The 17,543-nt window shown below is 42.8% G+C and carries 14 protein-coding genes and 1 other RNA gene; 12 read left to right on the top strand and 3 right to left on the bottom strand.

From position 1 onward, the window contains the following. Positions 1 to 306 precede the first annotated feature (306 nt). The 8 genes from smpB to NSS67_RS01755 all read left to right on the top strand — a co-directional run bounded on the left by smpB (position 307) and on the right by NSS67_RS01755 (position 6,639). A complete protein-coding gene (smpB, locus tag NSS67_RS01790) occupies positions 307 to 786 on the top strand; it encodes an SsrA-binding protein SmpB (RefSeq protein WP_234540516.1) in 480 nt (159 codons plus the stop codon). Positions 787 to 984: 198 nt separating this feature from the next. Next, positions 985 to 1,349, top strand: a transfer-messenger RNA (tmRNA) gene (gene ssrA, locus NSS67_RS01785). A gap of 255 nt (positions 1,350 to 1,604) precedes the next feature. Further along, positions 1,605 to 1,970, top strand: coding sequence for a hypothetical protein (locus tag NSS67_RS01780; protein ID WP_339318069.1), 366 nt, complete (start codon positions 1,605 to 1,607; stop codon positions 1,968 to 1,970). A 597-nt stretch (positions 1,971 to 2,567) separates the two neighbouring features. After that, a complete protein-coding gene (locus NSS67_RS01775) occupies positions 2,568 to 2,969 on the top strand; it encodes a hypothetical protein (protein ID WP_339318068.1) in 402 nt (133 codons plus the stop codon). A gap of 57 nt (positions 2,970 to 3,026) precedes the next feature. Continuing rightward, positions 3,027 to 3,284 carry a hypothetical protein gene (locus NSS67_RS01770; RefSeq protein ID WP_339318067.1) on the top strand — a complete coding sequence of 86 codons (258 nt, stop codon included), beginning with the start codon at positions 3,027 to 3,029 and terminating at the stop codon, positions 3,282 to 3,284. Between the two features lie 35 nt (positions 3,285 to 3,319). Further along, positions 3,320 to 3,667 (top strand): retropepsin-like aspartic protease, encoded by a 348-nt coding sequence (locus NSS67_RS01765; protein WP_339318066.1) that lies wholly within the window; start codon positions 3,320 to 3,322, stop codon positions 3,665 to 3,667. Positions 3,668 to 3,983: 316 nt separating this feature from the next. Beyond that, a complete protein-coding gene (locus tag NSS67_RS01760) occupies positions 3,984 to 5,291 on the top strand; it encodes an aminoacetone oxidase family FAD-binding enzyme (RefSeq protein WP_339318065.1) in 1,308 nt (435 codons plus the stop codon). Positions 5,292 to 5,322: 31 nt separating this feature from the next. Then, on the top strand, positions 5,323 to 6,639 hold the full coding sequence (locus NSS67_RS01755) for an NAD(P)/FAD-dependent oxidoreductase (protein WP_042184042.1): 1,317 nt from the start codon (positions 5,323 to 5,325) through the stop codon (positions 6,637 to 6,639). A gap of 142 nt (positions 6,640 to 6,781) precedes the next feature. On the opposite strand, the gene NSS67_RS01750 is transcribed toward NSS67_RS01755, so the two are convergent. Next, positions 6,782 to 7,771 carry a zinc-binding dehydrogenase gene (locus NSS67_RS01750; RefSeq protein WP_339318064.1) on the bottom strand — a complete coding sequence of 330 codons (990 nt, stop codon included), beginning with the start codon at positions 7,769 to 7,771 and terminating at the stop codon, positions 6,782 to 6,784. Between the two features lie 129 nt (positions 7,772 to 7,900). Here NSS67_RS01750 and NSS67_RS01745 point away from each other — a divergent pair, with 129 nt between their 5' ends. Together NSS67_RS01745 and NSS67_RS01740 are read left to right on the top strand one after the other, a co-directional pair. Continuing rightward, the gene (locus NSS67_RS01745; RefSeq protein ID WP_339318063.1) at positions 7,901 to 8,758 is read left to right on the top strand and encodes a LysR family transcriptional regulator; all 858 of its coding nucleotides are present in this window, start codon (positions 7,901 to 7,903) and stop codon (positions 8,756 to 8,758) included. A gap of 70 nt (positions 8,759 to 8,828) precedes the next feature. After that, positions 8,829 to 10,082, top strand: coding sequence for a mechanosensitive ion channel domain-containing protein (locus NSS67_RS01740; protein ID WP_339320476.1), 1,254 nt, complete (start codon positions 8,829 to 8,831; stop codon positions 10,080 to 10,082). 159 nt (positions 10,083 to 10,241) lie between these two features. Here the strand turns inward: NSS67_RS01740 and NSS67_RS01735 are convergent, their stop codons facing one another. After that, the gene (locus tag NSS67_RS01735; protein WP_339318062.1) at positions 10,242 to 10,418 is read right to left on the bottom strand and encodes a hypothetical protein; all 177 of its coding nucleotides are present in this window, start codon (positions 10,416 to 10,418) and stop codon (positions 10,242 to 10,244) included. Positions 10,419 to 10,751: 333 nt separating this feature from the next. On the opposite strand from NSS67_RS01735, the gene NSS67_RS01730 reads away from it, so the two are divergent. Further along, positions 10,752 to 12,932 (top strand): pectate lyase, encoded by a 2,181-nt coding sequence (locus tag NSS67_RS01730; RefSeq protein ID WP_339318061.1) that lies wholly within the window; start codon positions 10,752 to 10,754, stop codon positions 12,930 to 12,932. A 183-nt stretch (positions 12,933 to 13,115) separates the two neighbouring features. On the opposite strand, the gene NSS67_RS01725 is transcribed toward NSS67_RS01730, so the two are convergent. Then, positions 13,116 to 14,476, bottom strand: a protein-coding gene (locus NSS67_RS01725; protein ID WP_339318060.1) for an IS1182 family transposase whose coding sequence is annotated in 2 segments (ribosomal slippage) — positions 13,116 to 13,909 and positions 13,909 to 14,476 — 1,362 coding nt in all. Because the reading frame shifts where the segments join, the coding sequence is not laid out codon by codon here. 347 nt (positions 14,477 to 14,823) lie between these two features. Here NSS67_RS01725 and NSS67_RS01720 point away from each other — a divergent pair. Beyond that, complete coding sequence (locus NSS67_RS01720; protein ID WP_339318059.1) at positions 14,824 to 17,133, top strand: helix-turn-helix domain-containing protein; 2,310 nt, start codon at positions 14,824 to 14,826, stop codon at positions 17,131 to 17,133. Positions 17,134 to 17,543 lie beyond the last annotated feature (410 nt).

The following is a 17,543-nucleotide window of genomic DNA, read 5'->3' as shown; positions in this document are numbered from 1 at the left end:
TATAGCTTTGGCCCCATCAGAGATAGGGATAGGGAAATAGAAAAGAGTTAAAAGGTGATAGGGTATGTGCATGATTGAAGAACAAACCTTTATTTTATAAATAAATGTAATTAAATCTAACTATTGGGTAAACTTACTGACAACATGTTGTCAAAATGGCTGATGCAGGATTGCCTGAACATTCCTTGCGCTCAATAGATTCCATTTGTTACAATATAGATCAGACGTTCGATGACTATGTCTTCGTTTAAGATTAGAGAGACATGGTTACTTTAACTTATGAATATGATTCAAGGAGTGATTCTCATGGGTAAAAAAGCAGACGGGAAAGTACTTGCCCAGAACAAAAAAGCTTCCCATGATTATTTTATCGAGGACACTTATGAAGCTGGCTTGGTGCTGACAGGTACTGAAATCAAGTCGCTGCGTAATGGCCGCGCTAATATTGGAGATGCTTTTGCTACGATCCGGAATGGTGAGCTTCACATTCACAACATGCATATCAGCCCTTTTGAACAAGGTAACCGCGCCAACCCTACTGATCCGACGCGTACGCGTAAATTGCTAATGCACAAGGAGCAAATTCATAAACTGCTGGGCTTGTCCAAGCGAGATGGATTTACGATTGTGCCGCTCAAGGTTTATGTGCGGAATGGCTATGCGAAACTGCTGATTGGTCTTGGTAAAGGTAAGAAAGAGTACGACAAACGTGACTCTGCCGCCAAGCGTGATGCTCAGCGTGATATCCAGCGTGTATTGCGTGAGAAGCAAAAGATCGCCAGATAATCTAGGTGTAGTAGACGATTTGAATGAGTTCCAGTTTCCACCTTCAATTCCTTTAACCTACGTGTTAAAGTGTTGATAAATGTGATATACTGAGTAAGTAAGTTAATTGCTTCGTTACAGTCTTCTTTAATAAGAAGCTGTGGATTGGATCTCTCTTGCTTGGAAGATCCGCTTGATCCGAAGCGCCCTTTATAATGAGGGGCCGTTCTTGGATTCGACGGGGGTAGTTCGAGCATGAGTAGCGAGTAGTGGGGACGCGTCCGCTTCATCAACGCTAAAGCCTATTAAACGGCAAACAACAAAACAACTACGCTTTCGCAGCCTAAGAAACTGCGCGCGTGCTTCTACCCTGCATCGCCCATGTGACAGGGATAGGGGCTAACAAGTAGTGGGATACGCCGTCTGGTCTCCGCCTGGGGTCAACGGAAGAAGATAATCAGGCTGACCCAACGTATAGCCGGTTACGGGGCGATACTCGGGTGACATCAAAACTGTGACTACACTCGTAGAAGCTTATGTGCCGTTATCTTCGGACAGGGGTTCGACTCCCCTCGGCTCCATAAGAAAAACCCGCTATTATAGCGGGTTTTTTGCTGTTTAGTGGTTGTATTGTAGACCGAATGTAGACAACTACTTATGGGGAACTAAATGTGTTTATCATTGTAGACATGCTGGCTACATCTAAAATTAGATCATTCACTTTGAAGTTAATAATTAGTGGCACATTTTCCGAAACAACATCTATAAGAGCTCGAACTGTTATAAGATTATGGTATTAAGCATCCAGAAAACAAAAAACATTCGGAGGAATTACTATCATGAGTTTTACTATTGATTATGTTAAAAACAAAAACAGGATTATTGTAACATCGGACGGTATGGAAGTTGAGGATGCCCTTGCGTACGCTGAACAATTTCCGAAAGTACTGAAGAAAACTAAGCGAGGGTTTACAGGTATGACTGTAATTATGGGTGGCCTCGTATTTAAGCAAGAAGTGTTGGCAATTCTTGCTCCAACTAGTGAAGATGCTGTGAAAGCTGGAATCTCTACAAAACACAAATGGGCGTATGTTGCGCCTACCGCGTTCTACAAAACGCAAATGCATCGTATGTTTAAAGATATTGCAAACTTGTACGAATCGATAGAAGAAGCTGAAGCGTATCTTGATTCTGCAGGGGATTAGCAACTAAGTATAATCAGACTGAATCATCAAGTGCTGGTTAGAATGCTTCTAGGATGACATCAAAACTGTGATTACACTCGTAGAAGCTTATGTGTCGTTGTCTTCGGACAGGGGGTTCGACTCCCCTCGGCTCCATATGGAGTATGAGAAAAGCGACCTTAATTGGTCGCTTTTTTGCGTTGAGTAAAAAGGAGAATTTGCGGTTGGTTACATTTTATATCTCTCATGTAATTGAAAAGCATACTAGCGCGGGTTAGCCAGTGTGACAATCCCTACAGCAGAAGTAGCAACCATCATAATTTAATTTGTTTGAATCTTTTTTGACTCGTTGAATAGCAGATTGACAATTATTTTCGTAACCAATTAAAATTCGGTTTGTTGAGTTGGGAATGTAGGAACAGTCTTCTGCATGAACCTCATGATTACCCTTGTTATCAGTATTTTTGTTGTAGTAATTAAATTTGGACACTTGTAGTTCCCTCCTAATATACATAAAGTTTTTTAGGCTTAGATCGTATTAAACGTTGTTGTTCCTGCTGTTTTAAATCTAGCAAATAGGAAACACTAGTATTGTAGATTTGAAAGGGGGAATAGGGAATGGGAGCCTGTCGTATATCAATGGTAAAGATGGACACAGTGGGAAAGCATTTTCCGAAGAGAAGAGAAACGATGTCTGAATATGAAGCGCTAGAAAATGCCTATCTTGATGGAATGAGAGAAATACTGAGCGAGGTAGCCACTAGAAGACATCTTGAAACGTGGGGAATGCGTTCTAGCAATCCTCATATCAGAAAAGCTAGCCAAGATTCATCTTATGTAATTGAACGTTTACACAGTAGTTTGAACGAGACTCAATGTGAATTATATGGACTTATGGAGGAGGCTATGAGCACAGAACAGGGTCTCGGAGAAGATGAAGCTTTTGTGGTTGGATTTTTGGAAGGATACCGCTTTATAAAAGAGCTCCAAAGATCGGGTGGAGGTCAGACTCTGGTTTAGAAGATACCACCCCATATGCTATAATATATAGTAATTATTTATTCGGAGGTGTCCAAGATGCGATGGGATGAAGTTCAGGAGCGTTTTCCTAATGAATGGGTCGTTCTTGAGGCGACTAAGGCCTATTCTAAGGAAGGCCAGCGTTTTATTGAAGAGATGTCCGTGATCGACTCCTATGAGGATTCTACCAAAGCATTGAAGCGGTATAGTCAACTGCATCAGGATGACCCTTATAGAGAGTATTGTTTCTTTCACACCTCCCGTCCTGAGGTTGTGGCGCGAGAACGATATGTGGGAATTAGAGGACCAAGATGAATATAACAGAAATTTATGGGCTACCCTTCGTAAGCATGACTGTTATGTTTAAAGGAAGAGAATTAAAGCTCGAAAAGGTATTGCTTGACACAGGCTCTGCCAGTACGCTTTTGAATGCGGATATTGTGCAGGAGATTGGTATGGTTCCTGAAGGAAATGATATCGTTGATATTATACGGGGTGTAGGTGGTGTGGAATACGTGTACACCAAGTATCTAGACTCGATTATAGTTGATGAAGCAATACTTAATAATTTTCAAGTGGAAATCGGGAACATGGATTATGGCATGGAGATCGACGGAATCCTTGGTTTTAACTTCTTGAAGCAAGCAGGTGCTGTGATTGACACTGGAGAAATGCAACTGAAAACTAATGTTTGCTAAACGGCTATCGCGTACAACTCTAGTAGCATTCCCCGCCGAATTGTGGATTTGCCAAGCCACGGCTCGGCTCCATATGGAGTTCAGTGAAAGACACCTTGAAGGGTGTCTTTTTTCATGTTTTCTCTGGAAATGCTCATTCAGTCTTAGTGTTGTGAAGACCAAAAAAATTAAAGCTATATATATGGATAAAAAAGGCAAACATAGGAGGGGATGAGTTAATAAGGAGATATAAATGAAAACCAGTACACTTATGCTATAATTTAATAAAGTGTTTCTGTGCTTTTAGAAAAATGGATAAAGGATGCATTGACCAACCATGTATGAGAATCAGACTTCTATACACCACAAGCTGTTAATTATCGGCGCAGGTGCTGCCGGACTAATGGCCGCTGTTACTGCGCGTGATATGGGTATCGATACTGCCATTCTGGAGAGTAACGACCGGATTGGAAAGAAGATATTAATGACAGGTGATGGCCGCTGCAACATTACAAATGAATCGACTGCAACGGGTACGGATGAAGCAATTGCTTTATCGCACAAGTATCACAGTAATCAGGCCGGATTTCCACTTGCGGTATTGCAGCAATTTGGCATCCGTCAGACCATAGATTTTTTCTCCTTTCTCGGGCTTCCGCTTACAAGATTGAAGGAGGGGTTGATGTATCCAATGTCGCTGCAGGCAGCAGCGGTGCTGGATATTTTCCAGCTTGCGCTGGAGGATCGGAATGTTCCAGTATACCTCAATAACAAAGTGTTGGATGTTACTGTTTCGAAGAATCATCCGCGCTTCAAGATAAAATGCCAAACGGAGACAGAGGAGGAGGTTGTTTATACTAGCGACTATCTACTTCTATCTGCGGGTGGCCTTGCCGGTCCAAATGCGGGAAAAGAACCTCCTGGGTATACACTTGCCGAACGTCTGGGACACACCCTAATTGAGCCTTTGCCGGCCATTGTGCAATTGAAGCTGCAATATCCGAATATGAGGGCACTGTCCACTATCAAATCTCAGGGACAAGCTCATATCATTGTGAACGGTAAAGTCATCTGCAGTGAACAGGGTGAAATTGCCTTCACGGACTATGGCATTACCGGCCCGCCAATTCTTCAGCTAAGCAGGAAGGCTGCGTATCATCTTGCAAGAGGAGAACAGGTAACATTGTCGGTTGATCTGATGCCGGGCCGCACGGAGGGAGAGTTAGTTGAGTTTTTAGAAAGGCTCTGGGAGACCTTTGGACACCGGACTGTGGCGGATTGCCTTGTTGGCATCTTCAATAAGAAGCTTGTTTCTGTCCTACTAAAAGAGACTGGCTTAGATCAACAGCCAGAGCTGCTTTGCCAGGATCTATCGATGAAAACCAAGGGGAAATTTTATCGAATCTTGAAGCGTTGGGAATTTAAAGTGACGGATACCAATGGCTTTACGAATGCGCAAGTGACAGCCGGCGGCATTGATACGTCGGAACTCATCGAAGGGACGCTGGAATCCAAGCTGGTGCCTGGGCTGTATTTGGCTGGCGAAGTGATGGATGTCGACGGAGATTTCGGCGGCTATAACCTGCAATGGGCCTGGAGTTCCGGATATGTGGCCGCCATGGCGCTAGCTAAGTCAATTCAATAAATTTATTAGGAAAAGGGATGCATCAATTAACATGTATAAGGATCAGACTTCTAAGCACCACGAGCTGTTCATTATCGGTGGGGGTGCTGCAGGTCTAATGGCTGCAGTTACAGCGAGGGATCAAGGTATTGATACAGCAATTATTGAAAGCAATGACCGGCTTGGGAAGAAAATAATAACGACGGGTAACGGGCGTTGCAACATTACGAACCAATCCACCGCCACCGGTACGGATGAAGCGGCCGCTTTATCACGCAAGTATCACAGTAATCAAGAAGGATTCCCAATACATGTATTGCGGCAATTCGGTGTCCGCCAAACGATCGAATTTTTCTCCTCGCTCGGGCTTCCTTTTGTAAGCTTGGAGAATGGCCGGATGTATCCGATGTCGCTGCAGGCGGCTTCGGTGCCGGGTGTATTTAAGCTGGCGCTGGAGGATCGGAATGTTCCCGTATATTATAAACATAAAGTGTTGGATGTTACCGTTTCGGCGGGACATCCGCGGTTCGCGATAACCTGCCAGACGGAGACAGAGGAACAGGTTGTGTATACCAGCGACTATCTTTTTCTATGTGCAGGCGGCCTTACCGCTCCCAAAACGGGAACGGACGGCTCCGGTTATACGCTTGTCCAACGTCTGGGGCACACCCTGATCAACCCGGTGCCAGGCATTGTACAATTGAAGCTGGATTATCCGTATTTGAAGGAACTATCGGGCATCAAATTTGAGGGAGAGGCCCATGTTATCGTAAACAATGAAGTCATCCGCACTGAGTCTGGTGAGATTCTTTTTACGGACTATGGTATCTCGGGCCCGCCCATACTTCAGCTCAGCAGAAAGGCTGCGTATAATCTCGGAATAGGAGAATCGGTGACATTGTCGGTTGATTTAATGCCGGAGCGCACGGAGGAAGAGTTAATTGATTTTCTGGAGATCCACTGGGGGATCTTCGGACACCGGACGGTTGCCGATTCTTTTGTGGGCATCGTCAGCAAGAAACTGATTCCAGTTCTGCTGAAGGAGGCTGGAATTGATCAACAGCCGCACTTGCTTTGTATGGATTTATCATGGAAAACCAAGAAAATATTTTATCGAATCTTGAAACGTTGGGAATTTAAAGTGACCGATACCAACAGCTTCACGAATGCACAAACAACAGCCGGTGGCATCGATACGACGGAGCTAATCGAAGGAACGTTAGAATCTAAGTTAGTCCCTGGGCTGTATTTGGCAGGTGAAGTGATGGATGTCGATGGAGATTGCGGCGGCTATAACCTGCAATGGGCCTGGAGCTCCGGCTATGCTGCCGCGATGGCGCTTGCTAAACGACGTGTTAGCGCCACGTAAAAGGATAGATGGTTGCTGACTCTTGGCATGTTGCGGTGGAAATACTTGCATGCCCTAGAACACACGGCGGCTAATGGATTTGCCATGCCACGCCTCGGTTCCATATGGAGTAAATAAAAGACACCTTGAGAGGTGTCTTTTTTCAATTAATTCTTATTCCAATATTGCCAGACTGCTGCCCTTGTTGCATTCGCTGAAAGGCTTGAAGGGTGTCTTGTAAGGGATACACACTGTCAATGATAGGGCGTATCGAGTGAAATTCCATAAATTCAAGCATCGCAATAAACTCTTCACTGCTTCCCATTGAGGTGCCGATGATACTGATTTGGGGGTAAAATATGGATCGTGCAGCTATTTCCATTCGATCTCCTGAGCTTGCTCCAAACGTAACAATCCGGCCATTTGGCTTAATGATATCAAAGTACTGTTGGAACGTAACTGGCCCGATACTGTCCAAGATGAGATCCACTGTTTCTCCTTTCATACTTTCCTTCCAATCACTATGACTGTCAAAGGCATGATCTGCCCCATGTGCAAGAGCAAGTTGCCTTTTTGATTCACTTCGTGATGTGACACTGACTCGTGCACCCGCTGCTGAAGCCATAAGCATGGCATAAGTTGCCACACCGCCACCAATACCTGGAATAAGGATATGTTCGCCTTGCTGTAAGCGACCTCTCGTAAACAAAGCCCGATAGGCTGTCAAAGCAGACAAGGGCAACACGCCCGCTTCTTCCCAAGATAAATAAGCTGGCTTGCTGATGGCATTTTGCGCAGGGATGATGATAGACTCGGCAAATGTACCATTTGAAGGGCCGCCCACTATGGCCGGAACGTTCGGGACATCATGGGTGATTTCCCATCCGATACACGGATTAATAATTACATCGGTGCCTACAGTAAGGGATGTTACGCCTTCACCTACCGCTTCAATGATACCCGCGCCATCGGAACCCATAATCAGGGGAGCATCCTCATTTATTCGATCCGCCATGAGAAATAAGTCTCGATGATTTAACCCTGCGGTTTTCAGCCTTACTTTTACTTCGCCGAAGCCCGGCTGTTTGTCCACAATGTCTTTATATGTCAAGCCCTTCAAGCCGCTCATCCCAGCATGTACGATTGCTTTCATACTAATTCCTCCAGTAATTCGTATTTCGATGAATCTATATTGAATTGTACAGAGTGGGAATCATACAGTAAAATGAACAAAACCGAATGTGAGTATCATAAATGATCATACCAAGCAGGTGACATAGAAATGGAAAGCGGAGATTTAAGAATATTTCAAGCTGTAGCTCGAGAGGGTAGCATAACCAAGGCTGCGCAAATATTGAATTATGTACAGTCTAATGTGACGACCCGGATTCAGTTTCTTGAGGCTCAGTTGAAAACCCCTCTTTTTCGGCGATCCAATCGAGGAATGACGATAACTCCGGCTGGTGAGAATTTACTGGGTTATGCGGATAAAATACTGACTCTGATGGACGAGGCTGTGAAAACTACACAATACTCGGACCATCCTGCAGGGCCTCTTCGGATAGGCTCCATTGAGGCGACTGCGGTCATTCATCTGACTCCTCTATTAGCTGAGTATCAATCAAGATATCCGGATGTTAATTTATCGCTCACTACGGGTGTGACACATGCGCTCTTACAAAAGGTGTTGGATTACGAGCTTGATGGAGCGTTCGTCTATGGTCCTGTTGATGATCCAGATATAGAACATGTCGCGGCTTTTGAAGAGGAACTGGTGTTGATCTCTGAACCAGGGAACAGCGAAATGGATGAGTTGCTCATGAAGCCGATGTTGTTCTTTGACGTTGGATGTACGCATCGGGCAAAAGCGGAGAGTTTTCTGAGAGGCACTGGCCTGACCACTTATCAGATTATGGAATTTGGCACATTGGCAGTTATTCTAGATGGGGTTTCCTCTGGACTTGGTGTGTCTATGCTGCCACAATCATCGATTGCCAAGGCGGAAGAAAGGGGCATAATCGCTTCCCACCGCTTGCCTGAAGAGTACCGAGATTTGCAGGTGTGGTTCGTGCATAGAAATGACTCGATTTACTCAAGCGCGTTGACAAGGTTAATACAATTAGTTGAAACTAAGCAATAATAGCTAACTCGCAACGGTCGATAGCGACCATTTCATCAAACAATCTAAGAATACACAGCAGGAGGAAATGATGAATTTTATAAAAGATCAACTAGCTGGATACGGTGTGGGCGAGCCAATGATAGGGTATCTTTCGAATATAATCATGGTATTTTTTATAGCTCTGCTCTCTGTACTGGCCAATTTAATAGCCAAAAAAATCGTGCTGAAGATAATTATTCGTGTCATTAATAACGGAAGGTATACGTGGGATAATATCGTTTTGGAGAAAAAAGTGTTCCACAAGCTGTCGCATCTCGCGCCCGCCTTCATTATCTATTATTCTGCGCATATCTTTCCGCTATATCAGGCTTTTATTGAAAAAGCCGCCTTAACTTATATGATTATCGTAACTATTTCGGTGTTTAATGCGCTACTTGATGCCATCGAAGCTATTTATCGTTCGTTTGAGGTCTCCAAGATTAGACCGATCAAGGGGTACATTCAGGTTGCAAAGATTATTTTATTTATCATTGGTGCTATTGTGGTGATCTCTAACCTTATTGGTCAGAATCCGCTGATTATTCTTAGTGGGCTAGGTGCATTATCTGCTGTTTTTATGCTAATTTTCAAAGATTCTATATTGGGCCTGGTGGCAGGCGTTCAATTATCATCTAATGATATGGTGCGTGTAGGCGACTGGATCGAAATGCCTAAATATAATGCGGATGGTGATGTAATTGATATTACATTAAATACGGTAAAGGTTATGAATTTCGATAAAACAATCACCATGATTCCTAGCTACGCTCTCATTTCAGACTCATTCAAAAATTGGAGAGGTATGCAAGTATCTGGCGGCAGAAGGATTAAGCGAAGCGTCTATATAGATACGAGCAGCATCTGCTTTTGTACAAAAGAAATGATTGAGGAATTTCAGAAGATTCACTACCTTGCCGATTTTATAATGACAAGATTAAATGAAATTAATGTCTATAATATCGAACATGAAATCAATACGGAGAGCAAAGTAAACGGAAGACATCTCACGAATGTTGGTGTATTCAGAGAATATATCCATGAATATCTGAGGAATCATCCTAAAATTCATAAGGATATGACGATGCTTGTTAGACAGTTAGCGCCAGAGGATAATGGACTGCCCTTAGAAATCTACGCGTTCACCAATGATACTAACTGGGCGGTATATGAATCGGTTCAGGCTGATATCTTTGATCACATTCTTGCAGTTGTGCCGATATTTGGGCTTCGTGTCTTCCAAAATCCAACGGGTCATGATATCACTCGCTTAAAAGAAAGCAAAGAGTATTCGTCAGGATACTGAAGATAGATGGGAAGTCATTGAACGAATTGTAGGATGAACGAATTGCTTAAATATCAGTAAAAAAGCGACCATCGTGGTCGCTTTTTTACTTTTTAGCATTTTGGAAAGGATCATGAAACGTGCGGTTTTTGAGGTTCCAACATTGTTGACGACTCGACTCTAATGGAAGTTCCCGGATTCATTTTCTGAGAATTTGCCATCGCTGTCATGCAGAGCTTGTTTGCGGCGATCATTACGGGCTTGCTGCTGCTGTTGGGCCTCTAGGCTGTTTACGGGAGTTGCTTCTAGATCTTTTACTGTGTTGATTAGATTCTTATCTGGTTTATTCGTACTCAATTGAAAGCTCCTCCCTGATACCTAATGGTTATGAATTTTATTATGTGCTGGCTACTGTGAGGCTATTCGTACTGTATTTTCATAAGAGTCTAGGGATACATTGCGGAGAGTGGGAGTACTAATTCTTCGTCCCATAATCATTAGCTCAGAAAGCTGTTAGATGAGGGAGATATGAGTAAATGATTGTTTCGGAACTATTTGCAATTCTGATATGTTGAGGATGCTCGAGTTCCATAAAATGTAATATTTTCAGGAGGTGAAAGAGGAACTTTATATTTTATTGCAAGCGATTACATTCCGATCTGCAACAAATTAGAATCAGGAGGGAATAAAATGAAAAAAAGTATTGCCAAGGTAACCAGTTTTGTTGTGTTGTTTTCTCTTGCACTTTCTTTGATAGCAGGTGGATGGACAAATACAGTAGTACATGCTGCTGGTCTTTCGATAACAGGCAGTGGGGGCTGGAATGAAACGGCATATGTGGAATGGTCACCTGTAAGCAATGCGACAGGATATAACGTCTATGTTAAACTGGCAAGCGCATCAGATTCGGGGTATCAACAAATTAATAATGAATTGATCCGCAAATATTCTTCCTATTGGAGAGCGGATGCTGTAGGGCTTGCAGCTGGAAATTATGTAATGAAGGTTGAGGCTGCACTGTCAGGGGGAGGAACGGCAAGTGCGGTTTCAAATACGCTATCCGTAACGTCTTATGATCGATCTGGGTTTGCTTTTTCGGCAAGCTCGCCACATGGTACAGGATCAGGCGCTTATAATGAGAACGGAACTCTCAAGAATGGTGCTCAAGTGCTGTATATAACATCTCAGAATGCGCAGACCGTCAAACTTGATGTGAAAATCAATAGCTCAGGTGCAGTACAAACAGGCGTTGGTCTTGGCAACATTTTGGCCCTGAGACAAAAAGGTTATGATACAACACCACTGGCCATCCGAATGATCGGTAAGGTTACAGCTGCTGACCTGAGTGGTCAACTTAATAGCAGTGGATATCTTGAAGTTAAAGGTAAAAATAATTATTCGGAAATGAATATTACAATTGAAGGTATCGGCAAAGATGCTTATGCATACGGTTGGGGATTGCTGCTTAGATATGCCGGGAATGTGGAAGTAAGAAATCTAGGTGTGATGTTATTCCCTGACGATGGCATTTCAATGGACACAGGCAATGCGAATGTATGGGTGCATAATAATGATATTTTCTATGGATCTGCAGGGGGAGATGCGGACCAAGCCAAAGGTGACGGTTCTACGGACCTCAAAAAAGGATCAACGTACATTACCATCTCGTACAACCACTACTTTGATTCCGGAAAAGCTGCGCTAGTCGGACTTAGTGAGTCTGCAGAATTCTTTGTTACCTTCCATCATAACTGGTTTGATCATTCGGACTCCCGTCATCCGCGGATCAGAGTGGCCTCTGTTCACATCTATAATAACTTCTATGATGGAGTCTCAAAATATGGTGTCGGCGTTACAACCGGAGCTTCGGCTTTTGTAGAATCCAATGTTTTTAGAAATACTAAAGACCCAATGCTTAGTTCCTTACAAGGTACAGATGCTATAGGGGAGGAAGGGACGTTCTCAGGCGAAAATGGAGGGGTGATCAAAGCCTATAACAATATTATTGCTGATGCTTCAAGTCTTATTTATGCCAACTCCAATACAGGAACAGCTCCGGCTAATGCAACCTCATTCGATGCCTACTTAGCCTCGTCGAGAAATGAAACCGTCCCTAGCTCATACAAAGCATTAAAAGGTGGAACAGCCTATAACAACTTCGACACGAGCGTTAATACAGGAGTGAATGTATCCAATATTGATAATGTAAGCGATGTGGAACAGATCGTTACGACAAAAGCTGGACGTCTGAATGGTGGGGACTTCACATGGGAATTTAATGATTCGGTGGATGATGTTTCGTATGCGCTTAATACAGCGCTGATGTCTGCAATCAGAAGCTACACAACGGGGCTTGTCTCTGTAGGGGGCAATTCTAACCCTACGAACCCGACTCCAACTCCAATAGCAACACCTACGGCAACGGCGACTCCTGTGCCAACAGCAACGGTTACTCCAACACCAACAGCAACTCCAGTACCAACAACGACTCCAGCTCCGACTGCGACCCCTGTACCGACGGTAACACCAGTGCCAACAGCGGGAGCAACCGTTCATAACTTTACCACGGATGGAACAACGAGCAGTTTCTTCAATATCCAAGGGAATCTTTCAACAAGTAAGGGAACTGTGACATATCAGGGGTTAACCCTAACCCAATGTCTAAAAATAGAGAGTGTAACCAGCATTCAGTTCAGTGTTGCTAAAGCTTCAACCCTAACCCTAGTGTTCAATACAGAAGGAACCAAAATCAAAGTGGATGGAACAAGCTATCCTATAACGAATGGCATTGCCACTATCTCCCTTGCCGCAGGCACACATACCATTACAAAAGATATCACGACGAACCTGTATTATATAAAATTGGAATAGTAGTTTTTCGGAACCATGCTGTTATAGAGTTTTCGTGTAGCGGTTCTACTTGCCTCGGTTTCAACAAGAGTATCAGAAAAGCGACCTATAAGGGTCGCCAGAGTGTCGAGAAACCCAGTCATTTTCATGACCATGGGTTTCTCTTTTTGTATTTAGACATCGTAAAACAGGAAAACGAGGGGGTTACCCTCGTTTTTCTAGGCGATCTAGATGGATCGCCATCTTCTTCATGTTCTGCACAGCCGCCGTCATCAGTGCCTGTTCTCTAACATTTGGCAGCCCCCGCAAACGGCAATAGCGAAACCCATGGAGCTCATTAGCATCCGCAAAGCTTCGCTCTATCGTTTCTTTTCGTTTTCGGTATAAATGCTTACCGGACTTACTCAATCGGTTATTTCGTACCCAATCCTTACTATCCTCCCAAACATGTCGGGTCACCACTTTCCGGTGGTTTCTGGATTGTGTACACTGGTCCAGCAGAGGACAACTCTTACAATGCTCCGGATCGGAAGCATAGTGTCGGTAGCCTTTGCGGTCTGTGGTTCGGTAGTTCAGTTCATGACTTGCCGGACAAACGTATATATTTGGCTCCCTATCAAATGAGAATCTCCACTTTGGAAACAAGCCTTGTCTTGGGTGAAACCTCCGGTGAGCTATCACGGCAAAAATCTTTCGGCTTTGTAAACCTCGGCAAATCGGTGTCGTTAAATAACCAGAATCCAAAGCAACAGCTTCAACCTTAAATCCAAAACGTTCCCGCTGACGATCTAAACGCGACAAATAAGGCACGGAATCATGGACATTTCCGGGCGTGACATGCACATCGGTTATGAGATTGTATTTGGTATCCGCCGTGCGGTGATCCAGATAAAAGAAGCCTTCTGGTTTTCCATCCCGGATCATATATCCACTGTCTGGATCCGTCTTGCTTACTTTAATTTCTTTTTCTTCGTTCACTTCCTCTCTAGGTTTTAGGACTTTTTTCCATGCTCTTTTCGGTCTGCTGCTACAGCAGTGTTGAGTTCATCGACGTAATCTTTAGTATTTTGCAGCACTTGTTGTTTGGTATATTGGTGTTTATTGGCATTCACTTTAACATGCGTCGAGTCGCTCACCAAAACACGTCCACCAACCATCCGGTGAGAGATGGCCTGCAACACAATTTCATCGAAAATATCCTGAAAGATGTTCGTGTCTTTAAATCGGGTTCGCCGGTTCCAACTAATAGTCGTATGGTCTGGCACCTTGTCGGTTAGTCCCAGTCCTAAAAACCAACGATAGGCCAAATTGGTTTGGATCTCTCGCTCCAATTGACGTTCGGAACGAATACCGTATAAGTATCCGAGAAAAATCATCTTAAATAAAATGACAGGGTCAATAGCAGGACGTCCATTATCTGCACAGTACAACGGACGAACCATATCATCGATGAAGGAGAAATCAATATACTTATCTACTTTGCGTAGCAAATGATCTTTAGGAACCAATTCTTCAATGGAAACAAACTCGTACGCTTGTTGTTTTTCTCGATTGGCACGCAACATTTAAAACACCATCCGTTCTATAAATAGTTACCTATATTATACAACATTAACGCGGTGTCGCTTTAAATAATTGTGACACAAAGAAGGCTGTCGAGACTTTCTCGACAGCCTGAAGACACCTTACGCGGTGTCTTTTCTATTTACTTATTTGGGATGAAGTCAGGACTCTTAAAACCAAAGAGCTTCTGCTAGAATAATAAGTTGCTTGAATATCTTAAGAATCTGTAGCAGATTGTTTGATTTGTTTAATGTTATATTATTTTCCAAAATTTTTTTTATAATTATTGACTTCATATCAAATGATTTGTACGCTGAGGACATAGTTTATCAGCATGGGAGATTACAATATGAAGCTTAAAGATGATTACCGATCAATTTGGAATAAAAGATTGCTGAAGTATCCATCATTTTATCGCAAAATGATTGCATATACATTAATTTCATCGATCATTCCTATCGTTATCGTAGGAATCGCTAGTTATGCATTAACTTCTAATGCTATTAAAGATAATGTTAGCCAAGATATTACTCAAATCTTGAGTTACGCTTCAAAGACGATGGATACCGAGTTGGAAGCGGTGCAGAATAACTTAGTCCAGATGGAACTAAGCTCGTTCTTTACTTCAGACTTAAATGAAATGAAGCGAACCAATTATTCCAGCTTCTATACGGGTGTATATCAGAATTTGTTAGCTTTTATGAACGGAAATTCTCGTGTTAAGGATATTGCGCTATATACATTGGATGAGAACTACTTAATATCATCAACTTACGGTGGAATAAAGATTGAATCAGCAGTGGAACGGGAGAAGTATGGGAACCTACTGGATAAAAATCAGCAACTGGATTGGAAAGTAGGCTATTCTCAGGGTGGCAAAGACTATGATTCAGGAATAACGTTAACAAGTACAGTACCTTTACATTCAAAAGAACCTATCGGATTTATCCAGGTTATCATAGATAATAAAGCGTTTGAATCACTGACAAAACAATTTCTTAAATACGAGCATGAGCAAATGTATGTGCTGGATAACACCGGTCAACTTGTATTCCATTTGAACGGAACCGAAGTGCCTGAAGGCTTGCATGAATTGATAACGGTTACAAAAAAAGGTGAGCAAGAATTTATCTATCAATGGCAGGGCCGAGAATACTTAGTGACTTCTACGGAATCCCCAATCCAAAAGATGTTGTTTGTGGATATGATCCCAACGGCGGAACTGTATAGCAGTGCAAGGAAGATTGCAGGCATTACGATAGGAATTGTACTTGTTGTACTTACTGCAGGAATTGCATTGGCGATGATCGGAACTAGGAAAGTGTATAGTCCGATTCGGAACCTTCTCTCTCTCATCAGTGATAATCAAACCGCAGATATGGGAACGGATGAGTTCAGTTATGTGAATCAGCGTTGGAAGGAGATTAACCGTAAAGCGAGTCAGCTAGAAAATCAATTAAATGAACAATTTCCACTAATTCGTGAGCTGTTCGCCTTAAGGTTGATGGAGGGGCAGTTTACTCATGACCGTCGTGAATATTTACTTGAGCTTTTGCGCAGGCATTCTATTCCGGAGAAGCAGTGTGCAGTTGTATTTATTATTGCCTATGATCACCTATCGGATGTGACTAAGTTCCAAGAGACGGATAGGGATCTAATTCTCTTCATTATGAAGAATATGACGACAGAATTGTTGGAGCAACAGCAACTGGAGGGCTTGGTCATTAACTCCTTTAATGATCAAGTTGTGGTTTGGCTATGGACAGAGCATGAAGAGATGGACGTTTGGTCAGATAAGCTGAAGCCTGTAATTGATAGGATACGTGAGCAGATTACTCATTTTTTGAAATCTCCGGCGACGATCGGTTTAAGTCGAACCACATCGCATGTGGAGGAGTTGCCTGATTTATATCGTGAGGCCCAGCTTGCGATTCACTCGCGGATGATTAATGGCGGTAATCAGATTATTGAGAGCAAAGGGCTTGCAATTTCGATGATGTACCGTTATCCAACGGAGATTGAGAACCATCTGACCGATTCACTGCTGGTGGGAGATCTCTCTGAAGCGAAGCGAATGCTTGATGCGTTTTCTGATAAAGTACAATCCGCTGTACACAATCCAGAGCTCATTATGATGTCTTACGATCAGCTGTTGTCTACTACTTTACGAGTTGTATATTTAATGAATATAAATTCGGAGCAATTATTTGGCTGTACAACTAGTGAACTCAATGTAAATCTGAGAACACACACAACTATTCATTCAATTAATGAGTGGTTTATGGATCGTATATTCGAACCGATCATACTGTATGTGAATAGTAAGAAGAATCAAGAGTATGAGCAATTTATTGAGAAGGTCACGGACTATATCAAGGCACACTATCATCTTGATATTTCTCTTGATCAGTGTGCACAGATATGCAATTTGAGCCCGCAATATTTAAGCAAGCTGTTTAAGCGGACGATGGATATTTCCTTTATCGAGTACGTCACACAATTGCGTGTAGCCAAAGCCCAGGAGCTATTAGAAACGACTGATTTATTGGTCAATGAAATAGCGGAGCAGGTGGGCTATAATCCTAAAAATTTCATTCGCGTATTTAAGAAGCAGGTTGGCTTACCGCCTGGGCAATATCGAGAGATGCATCGAAAGTAGTATTCCTGACTAAATCAAATGCACTTTTTTTAAATAAGACTTTGCTAAGAGCGAGAGAAATGTAACCTCTCGTTCTTGTAAGTCTTTTTTTGATTATTATGAGGTGCAATTTTATAATCTCTCAGGGCTAATGAGGTTAATTATTGAGACTAGAAGTGTTCATAAACCCAGTGGTATCAAGCTATTCGCAATTATTGCACAAGGATCTCAGGCGAATAAGAATTGGTCATTGTTGATGAGCGTTGCAGCTTGTAAGATGCAGACATGAAACGTTACAGTCAACCAAGTTCAAACAAAATCGTTGGAGGTGGTGAAACCCTTGCCGCAATCTAATCTTAAATTAGCGAACGCAAGTTTATCACAGGCATATGAAGCCGAGAGACAAAGTTTAAAACCGAAAGACTCCCATT

The sequence above is a fragment of the Paenibacillus sp. FSL R10-2734 genome (assembly GCF_037963865.1).
Taxonomy (GTDB): Bacteria; Bacillota; Bacilli; order Paenibacillales; family Paenibacillaceae; genus Paenibacillus_AQ.
The sequence above is the reverse complement of the archived record's forward strand: the minus strand, read 5'-3'. Positions and strand labels throughout refer to the sequence as shown.

Excerpts from the sequence above, each read along its gene's own strand:
- smpB (WP_234540516.1), top strand. The coding sequence starts at position 307 with ATGGGTAAAAAAGCAGACGGGAAAGTACTTGCCCAGAACAAAAAAGCT.
- NSS67_RS01780 (WP_339318069.1), top strand. The coding sequence starts at position 1,605 with ATGAGTTTTACTATTGATTATGTTAAAAACAAAAACAGGATTATTGTA.
- NSS67_RS01775 (WP_339318068.1), top strand. The coding sequence starts at position 2,568 with ATGGGAGCCTGTCGTATATCAATGGTAAAGATGGACACAGTGGGAAAG.
- NSS67_RS01770 (WP_339318067.1), top strand. The coding sequence starts at position 3,027 with ATGCGATGGGATGAAGTTCAGGAGCGTTTTCCTAATGAATGGGTCGTT.
- NSS67_RS01765 (WP_339318066.1), top strand. The coding sequence starts at position 3,320 with ATGACTGTTATGTTTAAAGGAAGAGAATTAAAGCTCGAAAAGGTATTG.
- NSS67_RS01760 (WP_339318065.1), top strand. The coding sequence starts at position 3,984 with ATGTATGAGAATCAGACTTCTATACACCACAAGCTGTTAATTATCGGC.
- NSS67_RS01755 (WP_042184042.1), top strand. The coding sequence starts at position 5,323 with ATGTATAAGGATCAGACTTCTAAGCACCACGAGCTGTTCATTATCGGT.
- NSS67_RS01750 (WP_339318064.1), bottom strand. The coding sequence starts at position 7,771 with ATGAAAGCAATCGTACATGCTGGGATGAGCGGCTTGAAGGGCTTGACA.
- NSS67_RS01745 (WP_339318063.1), top strand. The coding sequence starts at position 7,901 with ATGGAAAGCGGAGATTTAAGAATATTTCAAGCTGTAGCTCGAGAGGGT.
- NSS67_RS01740 (WP_339320476.1), top strand. The coding sequence starts at position 8,829 with ATGAATTTTATAAAAGATCAACTAGCTGGATACGGTGTGGGCGAGCCA.
- NSS67_RS01730 (WP_339318061.1), top strand. The coding sequence starts at position 10,752 with ATGAAAAAAAGTATTGCCAAGGTAACCAGTTTTGTTGTGTTGTTTTCT.
- NSS67_RS01720 (WP_339318059.1), top strand. The coding sequence starts at position 14,824 with ATGAAGCTTAAAGATGATTACCGATCAATTTGGAATAAAAGATTGCTG.